At 71.9% G+C, this 17217-nt stretch carries 19 protein-coding genes and 2 tRNA genes; 12 read left to right on the top strand and 9 right to left on the bottom strand.

The window, feature by feature from the left end:
• Nucleotides 1-111: 111 nt before the first annotated feature.
• Entirely contained in the window at nucleotides 112-1299 is a 1188-nt protein-coding gene (locus ACO03V_RS07275; RefSeq protein ID WP_367726674.1) for a ferrochelatase, read from the bottom strand.
• Nucleotides 1300-1426: 127 nt separating this feature from the next.
• Between ACO03V_RS07275 and pepN the strand changes: the two genes are divergently transcribed.
• The 3 genes from pepN to ACO03V_RS07260 all read left to right on the top strand — a co-directional run bounded on the left by pepN (nucleotide 1427) and on the right by ACO03V_RS07260 (nucleotide 5757).
• Entirely contained in the window at nucleotides 1427-3973 is a 2547-nt protein-coding gene (gene pepN, locus ACO03V_RS07270; RefSeq protein ID WP_423137141.1) for an aminopeptidase N, read from the top strand.
• Between the two features lie 102 nt (nucleotides 3974-4075).
• Nucleotides 4076-5311 (top strand): mechanosensitive ion channel domain-containing protein, encoded by a 1236-nt coding sequence (locus ACO03V_RS07265; protein ID WP_423137140.1) that lies wholly within the window; start codon nucleotides 4076-4078, stop codon nucleotides 5309-5311.
• Entirely contained in the window at nucleotides 5308-5757 is a 450-nt protein-coding gene (locus tag ACO03V_RS07260) for a globin (protein WP_387054099.1), read from the top strand. Before ACO03V_RS07265 ends, ACO03V_RS07260 begins: the two co-directional genes overlap by 4 nt.
• A 91-nt stretch (nucleotides 5758-5848) precedes the next feature.
• Here the strand turns inward: ACO03V_RS07260 and ACO03V_RS07255 are convergent, their stop codons facing one another.
• Both ACO03V_RS07255 and ACO03V_RS07250 read right to left on the bottom strand, forming a co-directional pair.
• Complete coding sequence (locus tag ACO03V_RS07255) at nucleotides 5849-6706, bottom strand: cation-transporting ATPase (protein WP_423137139.1); 858 nt, start codon at nucleotides 6704-6706, stop codon at nucleotides 5849-5851.
• 183 nt (nucleotides 6707-6889) lie between these two features.
• Nucleotides 6890-7561: a hypothetical protein gene (locus ACO03V_RS07250; protein WP_423137138.1), complete on the bottom strand. Its 672-nt coding sequence runs from the start codon at nucleotides 7559-7561 to the stop codon at nucleotides 6890-6892.
• 83 nt (nucleotides 7562-7644) lie between these two features.
• Here ACO03V_RS07250 and ACO03V_RS07245 point away from each other — a divergent pair, with 83 nt between their 5' ends.
• Nucleotides 7645-8484 carry an acyl-CoA thioesterase gene (locus ACO03V_RS07245; protein ID WP_423137497.1) on the top strand — a complete coding sequence of 280 codons (840 nt, stop codon included), beginning with the start codon at nucleotides 7645-7647 and terminating at the stop codon, nucleotides 8482-8484.
• A 49-nt stretch (nucleotides 8485-8533) separates the two neighbouring features.
• Here ACO03V_RS07245 and ACO03V_RS07240 read toward each other — a convergent pair whose 3' ends face one another.
• The 4 genes from ACO03V_RS07240 to ACO03V_RS07225 all read right to left on the bottom strand — a co-directional run bounded on the left by ACO03V_RS07240 (nucleotide 8534) and on the right by ACO03V_RS07225 (nucleotide 11901).
• Nucleotides 8534-8995: an acyl-CoA thioesterase gene (locus ACO03V_RS07240; protein ID WP_423137496.1), complete on the bottom strand. Its 462-nt coding sequence runs from the start codon at nucleotides 8993-8995 to the stop codon at nucleotides 8534-8536.
• Nucleotides 8996-9087: 92 nt separating this feature from the next.
• Complete coding sequence (ettA, locus tag ACO03V_RS07235) at nucleotides 9088-10767, bottom strand: energy-dependent translational throttle protein EttA (RefSeq protein WP_367726669.1); 1680 nt, start codon at nucleotides 10765-10767, stop codon at nucleotides 9088-9090.
• A 52-nt stretch (nucleotides 10768-10819) separates the two neighbouring features.
• Complete coding sequence (locus ACO03V_RS07230; protein WP_423137137.1) at nucleotides 10820-11305, bottom strand: DUF6993 domain-containing protein; 486 nt, start codon at nucleotides 11303-11305, stop codon at nucleotides 10820-10822.
• Nucleotides 11306-11337: 32 nt separating this feature from the next.
• Nucleotides 11338-11901, bottom strand: a complete 564-nt coding sequence (locus ACO03V_RS07225) for a single-stranded DNA-binding protein (protein WP_423137136.1) — start codon at nucleotides 11899-11901, stop codon at nucleotides 11338-11340.
• Nucleotides 11902-12105: 204 nt separating this feature from the next.
• On the opposite strand from ACO03V_RS07225, the gene ACO03V_RS07220 reads away from it, so the two are divergent.
• Entirely contained in the window at nucleotides 12106-12363 is a 258-nt protein-coding gene (locus ACO03V_RS07220) for a hypothetical protein (RefSeq protein WP_367726666.1), read from the top strand.
• A 103-nt stretch (nucleotides 12364-12466) separates the two neighbouring features.
• On the opposite strand, the gene ACO03V_RS07215 is transcribed toward ACO03V_RS07220, so the two are convergent.
• Nucleotides 12467-13891: a PLP-dependent aminotransferase family protein gene (locus ACO03V_RS07215; RefSeq protein ID WP_367726665.1), complete on the bottom strand. Its 1425-nt coding sequence runs from the start codon at nucleotides 13889-13891 to the stop codon at nucleotides 12467-12469.
• 61 nt (nucleotides 13892-13952) lie between these two features.
• Between ACO03V_RS07215 and ACO03V_RS07210 the strand changes: the two genes are divergently transcribed.
• Nucleotides 13953-14561: a YczE/YyaS/YitT family protein gene (locus tag ACO03V_RS07210; RefSeq protein ID WP_423137135.1), complete on the top strand. Its 609-nt coding sequence runs from the start codon at nucleotides 13953-13955 to the stop codon at nucleotides 14559-14561.
• 8 nt (nucleotides 14562-14569) lie between these two features.
• Here the strand turns inward: ACO03V_RS07210 and ACO03V_RS07205 are convergent, their stop codons facing one another.
• On the bottom strand, nucleotides 14570-14779 hold the full coding sequence (locus ACO03V_RS07205) for a methyltransferase (protein ID WP_367726663.1): 210 nt from the start codon (nucleotides 14777-14779) through the stop codon (nucleotides 14570-14572).
• A gap of 103 nt (nucleotides 14780-14882) precedes the next feature.
• Between ACO03V_RS07205 and ACO03V_RS07200 the strand changes: the two genes are divergently transcribed.
• The 6 genes from ACO03V_RS07200 to ACO03V_RS07175 all read left to right on the top strand — a co-directional run bounded on the left by ACO03V_RS07200 (nucleotide 14883) and on the right by ACO03V_RS07175 (nucleotide 17038).
• A tRNA-Arg gene (locus ACO03V_RS07200) sits at nucleotides 14883-14955 on the top strand.
• Between the two features lie 38 nt (nucleotides 14956-14993).
• On the top strand, nucleotides 14994-15620 hold the full coding sequence (gene orn / locus ACO03V_RS07195; RefSeq protein ID WP_367726662.1) for an oligoribonuclease: 627 nt from the start codon (nucleotides 14994-14996) through the stop codon (nucleotides 15618-15620).
• 36 nt (nucleotides 15621-15656) lie between these two features.
• Nucleotides 15657-15732: transfer RNA gene (locus ACO03V_RS07190), tRNA-His, on the top strand.
• Between the two features lie 150 nt (nucleotides 15733-15882).
• Nucleotides 15883-16260 carry a metallopeptidase family protein gene (locus ACO03V_RS07185; RefSeq protein ID WP_423137495.1) on the top strand — a complete coding sequence of 126 codons (378 nt, stop codon included), beginning with the start codon at nucleotides 15883-15885 and terminating at the stop codon, nucleotides 16258-16260.
• On the top strand, nucleotides 16260-16559 hold the full coding sequence (clpS, locus tag ACO03V_RS07180) for an ATP-dependent Clp protease adapter ClpS (protein ID WP_414685758.1): 300 nt from the start codon (nucleotides 16260-16262) through the stop codon (nucleotides 16557-16559). Before ACO03V_RS07185 ends, clpS begins: the two co-directional genes overlap by 1 nt.
• On the top strand, nucleotides 16556-17038 hold the full coding sequence (locus ACO03V_RS07175; RefSeq protein ID WP_367726660.1) for a DUF2017 family protein: 483 nt from the start codon (nucleotides 16556-16558) through the stop codon (nucleotides 17036-17038). Before clpS ends, ACO03V_RS07175 begins: the two co-directional genes overlap by 4 nt.
• Nucleotides 17039-17217 lie beyond the last annotated feature (179 nt).

Genomic DNA, 17217 nt, shown 5'->3' with positions numbered 1-17217 from the left:
GACGGGGACGCTGCCGCGTCCGCCCGGACACGGGCTCGTCCCGCGTCGGGGCGTGGACACGACCGCGCCGCCCGGGCACGAGGCTCCGGGCGGCGCAGCAGATGGCGATCGTCAGGGGAGGATGCCGGCGGCCACGGGCTTGAAACCCGCGCGCACGTTCTCGCAGCACCCCGGACGGCAGACGTCGTACCAGGGGCCGAGGTCCGTCAGGTGGGGGCGCTCCGACTTGGGCGTGCCCTTCAGACGCTCCTCGACGAGGTCGATCAGACCCGACACGTAGGCGGGGTCGATCCCGGGCGTCGGGGTGCGGACGGCGCGGATGCCCGCCTCCTCGGCCGCCTCCATGGCCTCGGTGTCGAGGTCCCAGAGCACCTCCATGTGGTCGCTGACGAAGCCGAGCGGCACGATGACGACCGCCTCGGCGCCGCGGCCGGGCAGTTCGGCGATGACGTCGTTGACGTCGGGCTCGAGCCAGGGCTGCGTGGGCGGACCCGAACGCGACTGGTAGACGAGCTCCCACTCGACGTCGGCGACGGCCGCGGCGACCTCGGCCATCACGAACGCCGCGACGGCCTTGTGCTGGGCCGCGTAGGCGCCGCCCTCGCCGAAGTCGACGTCACGCGGGCCGGACCGCTGCGCGTCCGCCGTCGGGATGGAGTGCGTCGAGAACAGCACGCGGATCTTCTCGGGGGCGATCCCGTCCGCGACGAAGGCCTTGACGGCATCCCGGACGCCCTCGACGAACGTCGAGACGAAACCGGGGTGGTCGAAGAACTGCCGCACCTTGTCGATGGTGACCGTGTCGCCCAGGTTCGTGGCCTCGAGCACCCGCGCGTAGTCCTCGCGGTACTGCCGGCAGCTGGAGAACGAGCTGTACGCGCTCGTCGCGATGGCGAGCAGCGTCGTGTGCCCGGCCTCGGCGGCCTCGGTGACCGCCTCCTCCAGGTACGGGGCCCAGTTGCGATTGCCCCAGTACACGGGCAGGCCGAGGCCGCGCTTGTCGATCTCCGCCTGCAGGGCGGCCTTGAGCTCGCGGTTGTGCTGGTTGATGGGGCTGACGCCGCCGAAGTGACGGTAGTGGTGAGCGACCTCCTCGAGGCGCTCGTCGGGGATCCCGCGTCCGCGCGTGACGTTGCGCAGGAAGGGGATGACGTCCTCTTGCCCCTCGGGGCCGCCGAAGCCGGCCAGGAGGATGCCGTCGTACGCCACGGGCGTCTCGACCCACTTGGGACCGGAGGCCGCCGCGGGCGACGCGAAGAGGACGGTGTCGGTGCTGGTGTCCGTGTCGCTCGAAGTCACGTCATGATTTTCGCACCTGCGGGGGGAGCCTGGACCCGGGTTGTCTCATGACTAGGCTTATCTGGTTGTCGTCGGCGCCAGCAGCGTCATCCGCGACCATCCCACCCACATCCCCGGGAGAACGCCAGTGCCAGGAGAGAACCTCACCCGCAGCGAAGCGCAGGAGCGCCGCGCGATCGTCGACACCCACGCGTACGAGATCGCCCTCGACCTGCGCCGCGGCGCCGAGGTGTTCGGGTCCCGCGCGGTCGTGCGCTTCTCCGCGACGCCCGGCGCCTCGACCTTCATCGACCTGATCGCCCGCGAGGTCCGCTCGATCCGGCTGAACGGCCGCGACATCTCCGTGGACGCCTTCGCCGACTCGCGCATCGCGCTCGAGGGCCTCGAGGCCGAGAACGAGCTCGTCGTCGACGCCGACTGCGAGTACACCAACACCGGTGAGGGCCTGCACCGCTTCGTCGACCCGGTCGACGGCGAGGTGTACCTGTACACGCAGTTCGAGGTGCCCGACTCCCGCCGCGTCTTCGCGGTCTTCGAGCAGCCCGACCTGAAGGCGACGTTCCAGTTCACCGTCACCGCCGACGCCGCGTGGGCGGTCGTGTCGAACTCCCCGACGCCCGAGCCGCAGGTGCACGGGGACGGCGCCGCGACCTGGACCTTCGCGCCCACCCCGCGCATCTCGTCGTACATCACCGCGCTGGTGGCCGGCCCGTACGCCTCGACCACGTCGGAGCTCACCAGCGCCGACGGTCGCACGATCCCGCTCGGCGTGTACGCCCGCAAGAGCCTCTGGCAGTACCTCGACGCGGACTACGTCTTCGACAAGACCCGGCAGGGCTTCGCCTACTTCGAGGAGAAGTTCGGCTACCCCTACCCGTTCGCCAAGTACGACCAGCTGTTCGTGCCGGAGTTCAACGCGGGCGCGATGGAGAACGCGGGAGCGGTCACCTTCACCGAGACGTACGTCTTCCGCAGCAAGGTCACCGACGCGGTCAAGGAGCGCCGCGTCGTGACGATCCTGCACGAGCTGGCCCACATGTGGTTCGGCGACCTCGTCACCATGAAGTGGTGGAACGGCCTCTGGCTCAACGAGTCCTTCGCCGAGTGGGCGTCCACGATCGCCACGGCCGAGGCCACCGAGTGGACCGAGGCGTGGACGACGTTCAACGCCATGGAGAAGACCTGGGCCTACCGCCAGGACCAGCTCCCCTCCACGCACCCGGTCATCGCCGAGATCAACGACCTCGAGGACGTGCAGGTCAACTTCGACGGCATCACCTACGCCAAGGGCGGGTCGGTGCTGAAGCAGCTCGCCGCGTGGGTCGGGATCGAGCAGTTCTTCGCCGGTGTCGCCGCGTACTTCCAGAAGCACGAGTGGTCCAACACCGAGCTGACCGACCTGCTCTCGGAGCTCGAGGCCACCAGCGGCCGCGACCTCGGGGACTGGTCGAAGAAGTGGCTGGAGACCGCGGGCGTCAACACCCTGTCCCCCCTGATCGAGGAGGCGGCGGACGGCACGCTCTCGCGCTTCGCGATCGTGCAGACCGCGCCGGCCGACTACCCCACCATCCGTCCCCACCGCCTGGGGGTCGGCTTCTACGCGCTGACCGAGTCCGGCGCGCTGGAGCGCGTGCACCAGGTCGAGCTCGACGTCGACGGCGACCGGACCGAGGTCGCCGAGCTCCGCGGCATCCGTCGTCCCGACCTCGTCCTGCTCAACGACGACGACCTCGCCTACGCGAAGATCCGTCTCGACGAGCGGTCGCTCGCGACGGCCATCGCCCACCTCAAGGACATCTCCGACCCGCTGGCCCGCTCCCTCGTCTGGGGCGCTGCCTGGGACCAGACCCGGGATGCCGAGGCCTCGGCGACCGATTACATCGACCTGGTCCTGCGGAACATCGGCTCCGAGACCGAGTCGACCACGGTGCGGACGACGCTGGCCCAGCTGCAGCTGGCCGCCAACGCCTACGTCGCCCCCGAGACGCGGGACGCGGCGCGGACCCGCGTCGCCGACGGCCTGTGGGAGCTGGCGCGGAACGCCGAGGCGGGCAGCGACAGCCAGCTGCAGTTCGTGACGGCCTTCGCGTCGGCGGCGTCCACCCCCGCCCACGCCGAGACGGTGCGCGCGCTGCGCGACGGCGACACGACGCTCGACGGCCTGCAGATCGACACCGACCTCAGCTGGCAGCTGCTCGTGTCGCTCGCCGCGGCCGGTGCGGTGACCGCCGCCGACATCGACGCCGCACGCGCGGCCGACAACACGGCCAAGGGAGGCGAGTTCGCCGCGCAGGCGAAGGCGGCGCTCCCCTCCCGCGAGGCGAAGCAGGAGTCCTGGGACGCCCTCGTGGAGCGCACCGACGCCCCGAACACCATCGTGCGCTCCGCCGCGCTCGGTTTCACGCACCCGGCGACCGTCGACGTGCTCGCCGAGTTCGTCGAGCCGTACTTCGCGATGCTGCTGCCCGTCTGGGAGTCGCGCAGCTACCAGATCGCGCAGTACCTCATCGTCGGGCTCTACCCGGCGGCGCTGGCCAACACCGCCCTGCGCGACGCCACGCGGGCCTGGCTGGCGGCCCACACCGACGCGGCACCGGCGCTCCGCCGCCTCGTCGGCGAGAATCTGGCCGGCGTCGAGCGGGCCCTGGCGGTCCAGGAGCGCGACGCGCAGTAGTCGTCCCCCGTGCGATGGCGGGCGCCCCGGAGGGGGTGCCCGCCATCATCGTTCCGCGCCCGTTCAGCGGTCACCGAAGATCCGCTGGCTAGCATTCAAGGGATGCTTTCCCTCGCCACCATCCCCTCCCCCACGCCGACCGCGCCGGAGGACATCGGCGACTTCGCCGACTCCGCCGCCTGGTCCTGGCTGCTCGACCGCTTCCTCGCCGCCGGCGGCGTCCTCCTGCAGGTGCTCGGCGTCGTCCTCGGGACGGTCATCGTCGCCTGGATCCTGCGCGGCATCATCCGCCGCGTCGTCGACCGTGTCGTCAACGGCGCCAAGAACAAGGCCAACGTCGACGACACCCAGGCGCTGGACCGATCGCCCCTGGCCGCCGTGCGGCTGGTGCAGCGCACGCGCACGCTCGGCACGATCCTGCAGAACATCGTCAACGTCGTCCTCGTCGTCGTGGCGCTCGTCTGGATCGCCGGGATCGTCGCGCCCAATGCCCTGGCATCCCTCACGCTGCTGACCGCGGCCGTCGGCGCCGGACTCGGCTTCGGCGCGCAGAACATCGTCAAGGACGTGCTCAACGGCATCTTCATCGTCGCCGAGGACCAGATCGGCATCGGCGACGTCGTGGACCTGGGTCTGGCGACCGGCATCGTCGAGTACGTCAGCGTCCGGGTGACGCATGTCCGCGACGTCAACGGCACGCTCTGGTACGTCCGCAACGGCGAGATCACCCGCATCGGCAACATGTCGCAGGGCTGGTCCCGCGTCATCATCGACCTCGCGGTCCCCGTGGACGCCGACATCGACGAGGTCGAGAAGGCCATGCTCACCGCGGCGAAGGGCCTGGCGAAGGATGCCAAGTGGCGCACCCGCATCATCGAGCAGCCCGAGGTGTGGGGGCTCGAGTCGGTCAGCGGCGATGCGCTCGTCATCCGTCTGGTCATGAAGACGCGGGCCAACGCGAAGGACGACGTCGCGCGCGAGCTGCGCGTCCGGCTCAAGCGCGCCATCGACGAGATGGGGCTGACGCTCCCCCACCTGAACTCGATCATCCTCACCGGCCTCGAAGGGGCGCAGCGCGTCCGCGGCGCCAACCCGCCGAAGACCAAGCCCACCCCCGTGCCCGCCCCGCCGGAGCGGCCGGTGTGGCGTCCGCGGCGGCGTAAGGTGAAGCTCTCCGACGCGGACGACGGCACGGAGACCGCGGCATCCCCGTCCTCCACCGGTGACGTCCCCGGCGCGACGGCCGTCCCGACCCCGCCGGCGCCGGGCGCCGGCACGCCGAAGCCCACCCCGCCCGCCGTCCGCGCGGACGAGACCGACCCCGAAGGAACCCCGTGACCGAGCCCGTGACCTTCTACGAGCAGGTCGGCGGCATGGACACCTTCCGCCGGCTGGTCGACGCGTTCTACCGCGGCGTCGCCGAGGACGAGGTCCTCAAGCCGATGTACCCCGAGGAGGACCTCGGTCCGGCTGCGGAGCGGCTGACGCTCTTCCTCGCGCAGTACTGGGGCGGGCCGACCACGTACGGCGAGACGCGTGGCCACCCGCGTCTGCGGATGCGCCACATGCCGTTCCACGTCGATCCCGACGCGCGCGACCGGTGGCTGGCGCACATGCGCGCCGCCGTCGACGAGATCGCCCTGCCGCCGGTGCTGGAGGCGACGCTGTGGGACTACCTCGAGCGCGCCGCCTTCGCGATGGTCAACACGTTCGAGCCGCGCGGCGGCGGTCCGCAGCAGACCGGACGGCCGGGTCCCGGCCTGTCCGTCCACCGCGCGGACTGAGAGAGCGACCCGCGGGGCGTCGTCGCGACGCCCCGCGGGTCACGGTCTCGGTTCCGACCGCCGGGCCTGACAGGCGCCCGACGCGCCCGGGTCACCGGCCGAAGAAGTCGCCCAGTCCGGGGATCTCGAAGTTCGACAGCTGCTCGCCGAACCCGCTGACCTGGTCGCCGACGCCGGAGACGGCGTCCTGCGCGCCGCCGGCCCAGTCGCCGACGGCACCGAGGTCCGCACCGGAGGCGAGCGCCTCGAGGTCGACGCCCTCGGCCATCCCCGCGAAGTCGACGCCCATCTGCCCGGCCTGCGCGAGCAGCGGCGCGGCGACCGCGCTGACGATCGCGCCGCCGGCCACGGCGGCGAGCAGACCGCCCGCACCGACCACACCGGCGCCGATGAGCCCGCCGCGTCCTGCGCGGGCGAGCAGCGTCGACATCCGCCCCGGCTGGCGCGCCTCGGTGCGTGCGGCCGTGAGTGCGAGGTCGCCGGCTGCGTCGGATCGGGGACGCTCGTGCGGGCTCAGCTCGGCGTCCATGCGGGCCCGGACGTGCGCACGCTGCTCGGGCGTCAGTCGCTCGAAGGCCTCGCGGTGCATGCGCTCGACCTGCTCGGGGTCGGCCGTCCGCAGCAGGTAGTCGTACCGCGCGATCGCGGCCTTGTCCTGGGGGCTGAGGGGCGCGGTCGAGCCCGCGGCGCTCGGCGGCGCGTACCGTCCGGGCGTGGTCCCCGGCGCCGGAGGTGCGTAGCGGTCCGCGGGAGGCGCGGTATCCGGACGCGTGCGACCGTCGCCGGTCACGGCGTCCGCCGCCTCGCGGACCATGTCGCGCCAGTCGCGGGAACCGGACCCTCCGCCGGCGGCGTGGGACCGGGAGGCGGAGCGCTGTCCGCTCTGCTCGGAGGTCATCTTCTCGACGGCGCGGGACGCCATGCCGAACAGACGGGAGATCGAAGCCATGGGGGTACCTCTCGACGGCGGCCGAGGCCGCGACGTCAAGGTCTCCTCCGCCCTGCGGGCCGGGCGCCCGGGACCCAACCGTGGATCCGTGATGACGAGCGCACCGCACGGGAGTACTCCCCTTGCTTCCGTCGAGAGTAGGGGACGCTCCTATGAGCGACCTGCGTGCGGGCGGTGAGCGCGTCAGGCCGTGCCGGTCGCGCGCACCGCCGTCAGACCGGAGCGCACCGGTCCGCGGACGAGGACGTGACCGCGCTGGAGGGTGACCCGCGTCCACGCGCCGCTCCGGCGGACGACCGCCTCCTCGGCCCCCGCGATGAATCCGAGCGCGAAGGCCGCGAACGCGGTGCCGAGGGGCAGGCCGCCGAGCGCCTCGTCCGCCTCGCCCCAGACGCGCGCCCGCACCGCACGGACGACGTCCTCGCCCGCATCGGCCGGGAGGGCGTCCGCCACCGCGGCGACGCCGTACTGCGCGCGCTGCGCCAGGACCGCGGCATCCACGGCATCCACCGTCTCCCAGCCCGCACGGGGCGGGGACACCCCCGCCCAGGCCGGCGACGTGGCGGTGGCGGGCAGGACCACGGCCGAGGCGTCGTCGGGGGCGGGCAGGAGACCGGATGCCTCGACGACGAGGTCGCATTCGAGCTCCGGGTCGATGGCGGAGACGCGCAGACCCAGGACGGTCGGCGTCGCGTCGAGCAGCCCGCGCGGGGCCAGCGGGGCGGATGTCGTCACCAGGACGCCGCCCTGGGCGCGGACCCGGACGGTTCCGTCGCCGAGACGCACGGCCCGGGAGGAGAAGGTGAGCAGGTCGGCTGCCGCCTGCGGGTCGGGGAACAACAGGCGCGCGGACACCCGCCCTAAACTAGCAAGCGGTGGACGCCCGCTCCGCCGGGACCGGAGGGGACGTGACGGACGACGTCGATCCCGTCGCTGCGATGCTCACCGTGCTCGACCTGCGCGACGCCGGGGCCCGCACGACCGAGGACATCTTCACGGGCGTGTCGCAGCCCATGCCGTTCGGGCGCGTCTACGGCGGCCAGGTGCTCGCCCAGTCGATCGTCGCGGCATCGCGGACCCTCCCTCCGGAGCGCGCCGTGCACTCGATGCACGGGTACTTCCTGCGCCCCGGCGACCCCCGGGACGCGCTGACGTTCTCGGTCGACCGCATCCACGACGGACGGTCGTTCTCGACGCGCCGGACGCAGGCGTTCCAGGCGGGGGTGCCGATCTTCTCGATGATCGCGTCGTTCCAGGACGAGGGTCCCGGCCTCGAGCACCACGAGCCGATGCCGGAGGGCGTCCCGACGCCCGAGGAGCTCCCCCCGTTCGACGCGTCCGCCGTCCACCCGCTCAGCCGGCGCATGTTCTCCGACCGTCCGGTGGACGTGCTGCACGTGCCGTCGCCGATCTACACCGAGGTCGAGGGGGCGCACGTGCCGCGGCAGGCGGTCTGGATGCGCGCGCGGCGGGCGCTTCCCGACGACCCCGCGGTCCACCGCGCCGCACTGGCGTACCTGAGCGACCTGACGATCCAGGAGCCCATCATGCGGGCCCACGGCATCGCCTGGAGCCTCCCGGGGCTCAAGGTGGCCAGCCTCGACCACGCGATGTGGTGGCACCGCCTCGCCCGTGTGGACGACTGGCTGCTGTACGTGCAGGAGTCGCCGAACGCCCGCGGCGGCCGCGGCCTGTCGACCGGACGGATCTACACGCGCGCCGGTGAGCTCGTCGCCAGCGTCGCGCAGGAGGTCATGGTCCGCGTCCCGCGGGACTGACCCGGGTCCGCGGGCCCCGTACCCGCGGGGATGACCAGCGCCCGCGGGCTCAGCCGCGACGACGGTACTGGATGGGGTCGCCGACGTAGGGCGCCCAGGCGTCCCGCTCGGCGGCGCTCCACCGGATGGGGCGGCCGCTGGCCGTGTCGACGAGGACGACGACCGCCGTCGCCCGCGCGTAGAGCATCGGCTCCCCGGCACCGACCGGGCTGAACACCTCGAAGCAGATGTCGGCGCTGGAGCCGCCCATCGCACCGATCCACATGCGCACGTCGAGGGGACGCTGGCTGTACGGGACGGGGCGCAGGTACTCGATCTCCTGCCGCGCGATGAGCGTCGCCCGCTCCCCGCCGCTCTCGAGCACCGACATGTCGAAGACCGCCGTGGGCAGGGCCGCCGCGTCGTCGTCGCCGCGCCAGAACGCGCGCAGACGGGCCTCCTCGAGGAGCTTGAGCATCGAGGTGTTGTTGACGTGGCCCAGCGCGTCGAGATCGCCCCACCGCAACGGGATGGGGACGTGGAGACGGGAGGGCCCGGCGGTGGCCGGACCCTCCCGGTGGGTCGCCTCGCCGGCGGGCGGGACGTTCTCATCGGACACGGTCGTCAGTCGCGCGTCAGCTTGCGGTAGCTCGACCGCGACGGGTTGGCGGCGTCGGGACCGAGACGCTCGATCTTGTTCGCCTCGTAGGCCTCGAAGTTCCCCTCGAACCAGTGCCACTGGTCCGGGTTCTCCTCCGTGCCCTCGTAGGCGAGGATGTGGGTCGCGATGCGGTCCAGGAACCACCGGTCGTGCGTGATGACCACGGCGCAGCCCGGGAACTCGAGCAGCGCGTTCTCGAGCGAGCTCAGGGTCTCCACGTCGAGGTCGTTGGTCGGCTCGTCGAGGAGCAGCAGGTTGCCGCCCTCCTTGAGCGTCAGCGCCAGGTTCAGGCGGTTGCGCTCACCACCGGAGAGCACGCCGGCCTTCTTCTGCTGGTCGGGTCCCTTGAAGCCGAACTTGGACACGTAGGCGCGCGAGGGGATCTCGGTCTTGCCGACCGTGATGATGTCGAGACCGTCGGAGACGACCTCCCACAGCGTCTTGTTCGGGTCGATGTTGGCGCGCGACTGGTCGACGTAGCTGATCTTGACCGTCTCGCCGATCTTCAGCGTGCCGCCGTCGAGCGGCTCCAGGCCGACGATCGTCTTGAAGAGCGTCGTCTTGCCGACGCCGTTCGGGCCGATGACGCCGACGATGCCGTTCGGCGGGAGGTTGAAGCTGAGGTTGCTGATGAGCGAGCGGTCGCCGAAGCTCTTCTCGAGCTTCTTGGCGTCGATGACGATGCTGCCCAGGCGCGGACCCGCGGGGATCTGGATCTCGTCGAAGTCCAGCTTGCGCGTGCGCTCGGCCTCCGCCGCCATCTCCTCGTAGCGCGCGAGACGCGCCTTGGACTTCACCTGACGGCCCTTGGCGTTGGACCGCACCCACTCCAGCTCCTCCTTGAGGCGCTTGGCGAGCTTGGCGTCCTTCTTGCCCTGAACCTCGAGGCGCTGCTCCTTCTTCTCGAGGTAGGTCGAGTAGTTGCCCTCGTACGGGTAGAGGTGGCCGCGGTCGACCTCGGCGATCCACTCCGCGACGTTGTCGAGGAAGTACCGGTCGTGCGTGATCGCGATGACCGCGCCCTTGTACGCCTTGAGGTGCTGCTCGAGCCAGAGCACGCTCTCGGCGTCGAGGTGGTTGGTCGGCTCGTCGAGCAGGAGCAGGTCGGGCTTCTGCAGCAGGAGCTTCGCCAGTGCGACGCGGCGGCGCTCACCACCCGAGAGCGGGACGACCGAGGCGTCCGCCGGCGGCGTGCGCAGCGCGTCCATCGCCTGCTCGAGCTGGGAGTCGAGGTCCCAGCCGTCGGCCGCATCGATCTCCTCCTGCAGCGTCCCCATCTCGGCCAGCAGGGCGTCGAAGTCGGCGTCGGGATCGGCCATGAGGGCCGAGATCTCGTTGAACCGGTCGAGCTTCGGCTTGATCGCCACACCGTCCTGGATGTTCTCCAGGACCGTCTTGCTGTCGTCGAGCTCCGGCTCCTGCATGAGGATGCCGACCGAGAAGCCGGGGCTGAGCTTCGCCTCGCCGTTCGAGGGGGTGTCGAGGCCGGCCATGATCTTCAGGATCGTGGACTTGCCCGCACCGTTGGGCCCGACCATGCCGATCTTGGCGCCGGGGAGGAACGCCATCGTGACGTCGTCGAGGATGACCTTGTCGCCCACGGCTTTGCGCGCGCGGACCATGGAGTAGATATATTCCGCCATAACCTGTCCAGTCTAGGGCGGGTCGCCCCGTCGTCCGCCTCCGCCGGTCAGGTCACCAGTCGATGGGGCGCGTCTGCCCCATCAGGCACCCGCCGGAGGGCAGCCCCCCGACGACCGTCGTGACAGGGTCCCCCGTGGCCGGCCCGACCTGGCCGATGAGGCAGTCCTCGCCCCAGCGGACCGAGAACTGGATGCTCTCGGCCGCGTTGCCCACCGTCGAGGTGTCCTCGGTGACCTGCATCGCGGCCTTGTCGAACCCGCCGGCCGTGAGCGCGTCGATGTAGGACCGGCCGGCGCTGCGGCCGTCGCCCGCCCAGACGCTTGCGACGATCTGCGTGAAGAAGGGCAGGTTGTCGGCGGCCGACCCTCCGGGAACGAGGGTCGGCGCTGCCGGCGCCGCTGACTCCGTCGGTGCCGTGCTCGCCTCCGAGGAGGAGGTGGGCGTGGGCATCGGTGCGGGCTCGGGGGCGCAGCCGGAGAGCGCGAGGGTGGCCGCGATCGCCAGGGCGCCGGCGAGGCGAGCGGTCGTGGTCGTCACGCGCTCGAGTCTACGAACAACCCGAGCGCTCCTCAGAACGGCTGCGCGTCCGCGTGACCGACCAGGGCCGGCTCCGCCGTCGGCGTCTCCGACGGTGCGTCCGCGATGGCGCCGTCGATCGGTCCGGGGGCGGACGCACTGAGGTCGCCGTCGCCGAGCCCCTCGGCCGCGCCGATGTCGGGCACCGCCCATGCGTCCTCCTGGCGCTCGGGGGACGGGTCCGAGGTCGTCGGTGCGGCCGTCCGCGGGCGGTCGAAGCTCGTCACGCCCCACCGCAGATCATGTCCGATCGCGGATGCCGTGATGTCGGCGCTCACGCCGCGCTTGGCATCCGTCTCCCACTCGCGCAGACGGAGCCGCCCCGTCAGGAGCACGCGCTGTCCCTTGCGCAGCGAGGCCAGCGCGTGACGGCCGAGCTCGCCGAAGACCGAGACCGAGTAGAAGTTCGTGTGCACGTCGATCCACTCGCCGCGGTCGCGGTCGTACTTGCGCTCGCCCGACGCGACGCGGAAGGCCGCGACCGCGTCGCCGCCCCGGGTCGTCCGCTCCTCCAGGTCGCTGACGATGTTGCCGACGATGGTGATGGTGTCGCTCATGATGTGTCCTCTCTGCGGGTCGATGCCCCGGCGCTCGAGTGCCCTCCGAGCGCCGGGGTGGCGTCCATGATGCGCGGGGGCGGAACCGCGGAGAGGGCCGGATCGGCCGCTTCGGGGACGCGTCGCCGAATCGGCCGGTTGAGGAGGAGAGGTGGCCTCCGGCGCACCCGCGGCGATGTCGGAGGTCGGCGCTACGTTCTCCGCATGAGCACCGCACTCTGGAACGACCCCGCACCGGCTCCGCGCCTGTCCGGGTGGGGCCGGATGACGCACGTGGCAGCAGGACTCTGGCGCATCGCCGATCCGCGGGGAGTGGTCGTCGGTCACATCCGCGCGATCGCCACCGACGGCGACTGGCGCTACGCCGCCGAGCGCTTCCACTCGGCCAGCGGACGGTTCCGTGCGCTCGGCGAGTTCTGGTCGTCCTCGGACGCGCTGGAGTGCCTGCGCTACACACGCTGACGGCGGCGACGACCCACCGCGGCACCCGGCAGCGCGGCGCCCGTCAGACCACCGCCGCGCCCGTCAGACCACCGCCGCGCCCGTCAGACCACCGCCGCGCCCGTCAGACCACCGCCGCCAGATCGTCCGGCGCGCCGGCGCGACTGCCGGCACGGACGTCGTCCCACGCGTCCCGCAGCAGGTCCACCGCGCGCACGAGCGTCTCGGCGGGGGCGGTGAACGGCACTCGCAGCCGCCGGTCGTGGCCGCCGTCGATCGCGAAGCGCGACCCCGCCGAGAGGTACAGGCCGCGGCTGCGGGCGTTCATCACGAGCGGGCCGCTGACAGGCTCGCCGATGTTGACCCACAGCGACACCCCGCCCGCCGCGGACGGCACGGTCCACTCGGGGAACCGGCGCTGCAGGGCCGAGCGGAGGGCGTCGCGGCCCTCGCGCAGCACCTGCCCGCGCTGGGCGGTGATCTCGTCGAGGCGGGGCAGCAGCGCCGTCGCGACCGCCTGCTCGAACTCCGGCGTCCCCAGGTCGTGGACGGGCCTGCCGCTCGCGAGGCGGCGGACGACGTCGGCGTCCGCGCGCACCCACCCGACGCGGAGCCCGCCCCACACGGTCTTGCCCAGCGAGCCGATCCGCACCGTCCGGACCCCGGTCGGGAACGGCACCGGGGCGCTCGGGCGGTCGATCGCGAGATCGGCGGTGGTCTCATCGAGGACGAGGACCGTCCCGGACGCCTCGGCTCCGGCGACGAAAGCATCGACCTCCGCCGCCGACATCGACCGTCCGGTGGGGTTCTGGAAGTCGGGCATCAGGTAGGCGAGCGTCGGGTGGGTGCGGGCGAAGGCCTGCGTCGCACGGTCCAGGTCCCACCCGGCGTCGACGTCCACGGGTACGCCGACCAGGCGCGCCCCGCCCTGTCGGAACGCCTCCGCGGCGTGGGGATACGTCGGCGTCTCCATCAGCACCCGGTCGGCGCGCCCGACGAGCACCGACGCGAGCAGATGGATCGCGCTCTGCGCACCCGTGGTGATGAGGACCTCGTCCGGAGAGGTCGGGATGCCACGGGCGCTGTACCGCGCGGCGACGGCGTCCCGCAGGGCGGGGGCGCCGATGACGTCGTAGCCGCTGCGCGAGACCAGCGACGCCGCCTGCTGCGCGACCTCCGTCATCACCGCGGGCAGACCGGGCCAGGCGGCCGGGCTCGCCTGCTGCAGGTCGATCGCGGTGGCATCCAGTCCGGGCGTGTTGCGGACCGGCCCGGACCGCCGGAGGGGAAGCGTGACGCTCCCGCTGCCGCGCAGGCTCTCGATGTGGCCCGTGTCGCGCAGGCTGCGGTAGGTCGCCGCGACCGTGGTGCGGCTCACGCCGAGGGCTGCGGCGAGCTCCCGCTCCGCGGGCAGCACGGTCCGTGGGGCGATGCGGTTGTCCAGGCACAGCAGACGGATCGCGTCCGCGAGCGCCTCGTAGGCGGGGCCGCTCCCCCGCCACCCCCCGAGGTGCGCGCCGAGCGATCGAGCCGAGATGCGGGAGTCCATGCGGCCACGCTAGGGGAATTGGCATCCATGTGGAAAGCCAATCCTCTGATTGGCTTCTCTCATGACCCGCCGCATCCTGCATCTCGTCGTCGGACTCGTCCTTCACGGCACCGGATGCGCCCTGACCGTCGCCGCCGGACTCGGCGTCGACCCCTGGACCGTCTTCGCCGAGGGGCTGTCGCGCGTCACGGGCGTCGGGGTGGGGTGGATCACGAACATCGTGGGCCTGGGGGTGCTGCTGCTGTGGATCCCGCTCCGGCAGAAGCCGGGCGTCGGCACGATCGCCAACATCCTCCTCGTGGGCACGAGCATGCAGGTCGCCCTCGGCGTTCTGCCGAGACCCGACCAGCTGTGGATGCAGGCCGCGATGCTCGTCGCCGGGGTCGTGCTGGTGGCGGCGGCATCCGGTCTCTACATCGGCGCACGCTTCGGGCCGGGGCCGCGCGACGGGCTGATGACCGGACTGCACGGGCGGTTCGGCTGGCCCATCTGGGCGTGCCGCCTCGTCGTCGAGGGGTCCGTGCTCGCGCTGGGCTGGCTGCTGGGCGGCACGGTCGGGATCGGGACCGTGGTGTTCGCACTCGGCATCGGCCCGCTCGTGCACGTGGCCCTGCCGCTGCTCGCCATCCCCGAGCCGGCGCGGCGTCCTCGCCGTCCGGCCCGGGTCTGACGCGGCGCTCAGTGCGCGCGGAACTCCGGCCGGTCGCTGCCCGGCTTGAGGTGCGCGTGCAGGGCGCTCTTCGCGATCTCGATCGTCGGGTACACCCCGAGCCGGTCGGGCTTGCCCGCCATGTGGACGGCGTAGCCCTCGGCATCCCTCTGGATCTTCCCGACGACGCCCGCCGGGCCGTAGGCGACCCAGACGCGGGAGGTGGCGGTCTGCGACATCGATTGCTCCTTCCTTCGGTGATGGCCGGAGGCTACGCCGTCGATCGCGCTCCCGCCAGGGCGTTCCCGGACGGGCGTCGCGGTCGCGATATCCTGTCGATGACCCCCAGTAGCTCAGTGGATAGAGCAGCGGCCTTCTAATCCGCCGGTCACACGTTCGAATCGTGTCTGGGGGACCGATCCCCCGCCGCACCCCCGTCGATAGGATGGCGGGATGGTAGGACCCTCCGAGAACGACCGGCTCGTCTGGATCGACTGCGAGATGACGGGACTCGACCTCGACGTCGACGAGCTCGTCGAGATCGCGATCGTCGTCACCGATTTCGAGCTGAACGTGCTCGACCCCGGCTTCCAGATCGTCATCAAGCCCGACGACTCCGCCCTGGCGAACATGGGCGAGTTCGTCACCGAGATGCACCGGTCCTCCGGACTCCTCGACGAGATCCCGCACGGCGTCAGCCTCGCGGACGCCGAGTTCCAGGCGCTGGAGTACATCCAGAGGTTCGCCCCGCTCGAGGGCAAGGCGCCGCTGGCGGGCAACACGATCGGCACCGACCGGATGTTCCTGGCCAAGTACATGCCCCGCATCGACCGGTGGCTGCACTACCGGAGCATCGACGTGTCGAGCATCAAGGAGCTCTCGCGCCGCTGGTACACCCGCGCCTACATCCACGCCCCCGCCAAGAACGGCGGCCATCGCGCCCTCGCCGACATCCGCGAGTCCATCCGCGAGCTGGCCTACTACCGGCAGGCCGTGTTCGTGCCGCAGCCGGGCCCCACGAGCGACGAGGCGCGCGCCGCGGCCAGCGCCGTCGTGTCGTCGTTCTCCTCGAACGTGTGACATAATCGTTCAGTTGTCCGCGCGAGCGGGAACATGGTGGCTATAGCTCAGTTGGTAGAGCACCGCGTTGTGGTCGCGGGGGTCGCGGGTTCAAGTCCCGTTAGCCACCCCAACCTTGTACGAGGGCCCGGTCGAGATCCGTCTCGCCGGGCCTTCGTCGTCTCCGGATGCCACCCCCTCCCACCCCCGTAGAATCAGGAGGGTGTTCCGCCGCGTCGGGGCCGTGGCATCCCTCCCGCAGATCGGCCGTGAAAGGGCTCGCATGGACGACGAGGTCGCAGAGCGCCCGGGCCTGGACCTGGATGCCGATGCGTTCGAGCGTCTCGTCGCGGACGAGCTGGACCGTCTGCCCGAGGACATGGTCGCCGGTCTCGACAACGTCGTCTTCGTCGTCGAGGACCGGCCCGAGGACGGCTCGCTCGACCTGCTCGGGCTGTACGACGGGTGGGCGCTCACCGAGCGCGAGCGCTACGGCGGCGGCGAGCTGCCGGACCGCATCATCGTGTACCGCGAGCCGCATCTCGCCGCCTGCGACGACGAGGACGAGCTGCGCGACGAGGTGCACACCACCCTCGTGCACGAGATCGCCCACTTCTACGGCATCGACGACGCCCGACTGCACGAGCTTGGGTGGGCGTGATGGCCGGCCTGGCCACACCGGACATCGAGGTCGACGATCTCGAGGAGCTGGCATCCGTCCCGCCCTCCTCGTGGCAGACCGTCGTCTGGAACGACCCCGTCAACCTCATGAGCTACGTCTCGCACGTCTTCCGCACCTACTTCGGGTTCGACGCCGCCACGGCCGAGCGGCTGATGCTCGCCGTGCACCACGACGGGCACGCCGTCGTCGCCCGCGGACCGCGCGAGGTTATGGAGGCGCACGTGCACGCGATGCACGACTACGGCCTCTGGGCCACCGTCCGGAAGGACCCCGCATGAACGACCGCATCGTCGTCCTCGAGATCAGTCATCTCGAGGCGCTCCACCTCGCCGGCCTGGTCGGCCAGTTCGCCGACCTCGTGGGCTCGACCCGCGAGACCGACGACCCGGCGGTCGCGCGCCTGCTCCCCGACGCCTACCCCGACGACCCGGAGGCGAGCCGCGAGTTCCGCCGCCTCACCGGCGACGACATGCTCGCGCGCCGGGCGGAGGACGCGCGGACCCTGCTGTCCACGCTCGCGACGGACGGGGTCGCCGTCGACCCCGACAGCGATGCGGACACGACGATCGCCGTCGCCCTCAGCGAACTGGAGGCCATGGCCTGGATGCGGACGCTCTCGGCCGTGCGCCTCGTGCTGGCCGAGCGGCTCGGCATCCAGGACGAGGACGATCACCGTCCGGACGACCCCCGCTTCGGGATCTACGACTGGGTCGGCTACCGCTTGGACGGCCTCGTCCGCGTGCTCGACGAGCGCTGAACGCGTGTCGGGGAAGGGAGGGGATGCGGCCTGAGGAGGCGGCATCCAGGCCCCGGGATCCTCCCGCCGCGACATCTCCTCCCTCGGCCGACGCCGACCCGCGTCGGGGAAGGGAGGGGATGCGGCCTGAGGAGGCGGCATCCAGGCCCCGGGATCCTCCCGCCGCGACATCTCCTCCC

This window comes from Microbacterium sp. HMH0099, from assembly GCF_049384025.1.
Taxonomy (GTDB): domain Bacteria; phylum Actinomycetota; class Actinomycetes; order Actinomycetales; family Microbacteriaceae; genus Microbacterium.
This window is presented reverse-complemented; position numbering and strand designations above follow the sequence as displayed.

What these genes read in the sequence shown, in the direction of transcription:
- ACO03V_RS07265 (WP_423137140.1), top strand. Translation starts at nt 4,076, where the DNA reads ATGCTTTCCCTCGCCACCATCCCCTCCCCCACGCCGACCGCGCCGGAG.
- ACO03V_RS07255 (WP_423137139.1), bottom strand. Translation starts at nt 6,706, where the DNA reads ATGGCTTCGATCTCCCGTCTGTTCGGCATGGCGTCCCGCGCCGTCGAG.
- ACO03V_RS07245 (WP_423137497.1), top strand. Translation starts at nt 7,645, where the DNA reads ATGCTCACCGTGCTCGACCTGCGCGACGCCGGGGCCCGCACGACCGAG.
- ettA (WP_367726669.1), bottom strand. Translation starts at nt 10,767, where the DNA reads ATGGCGGAATATATCTACTCCATGGTCCGCGCGCGCAAAGCCGTGGGC.
- ACO03V_RS07225 (WP_423137136.1), bottom strand. Translation starts at nt 11,901, where the DNA reads ATGAGCGACACCATCACCATCGTCGGCAACATCGTCAGCGACCTGGAG.
- ACO03V_RS07220 (WP_367726666.1), top strand. Translation starts at nt 12,106, where the DNA reads ATGAGCACCGCACTCTGGAACGACCCCGCACCGGCTCCGCGCCTGTCC.
- ACO03V_RS07215 (WP_367726665.1), bottom strand. Translation starts at nt 13,891, where the DNA reads ATGGACTCCCGCATCTCGGCTCGATCGCTCGGCGCGCACCTCGGGGGG.
- ACO03V_RS07210 (WP_423137135.1), top strand. Translation starts at nt 13,953, where the DNA reads ATGACCCGCCGCATCCTGCATCTCGTCGTCGGACTCGTCCTTCACGGC.
- ACO03V_RS07205 (WP_367726663.1), bottom strand. Translation starts at nt 14,779, where the DNA reads ATGTCGCAGACCGCCACCTCCCGCGTCTGGGTCGCCTACGGCCCGGCG.
- orn (WP_367726662.1), top strand. Translation starts at nt 14,994, where the DNA reads ATGGTAGGACCCTCCGAGAACGACCGGCTCGTCTGGATCGACTGCGAG.
- ACO03V_RS07185 (WP_423137495.1), top strand. Translation starts at nt 15,883, where the DNA reads ATGGACGACGAGGTCGCAGAGCGCCCGGGCCTGGACCTGGATGCCGAT.
- clpS (WP_414685758.1), top strand. Translation starts at nt 16,260, where the DNA reads ATGGCCGGCCTGGCCACACCGGACATCGAGGTCGACGATCTCGAGGAG.
- ACO03V_RS07175 (WP_367726660.1), top strand. Translation starts at nt 16,556, where the DNA reads ATGAACGACCGCATCGTCGTCCTCGAGATCAGTCATCTCGAGGCGCTC.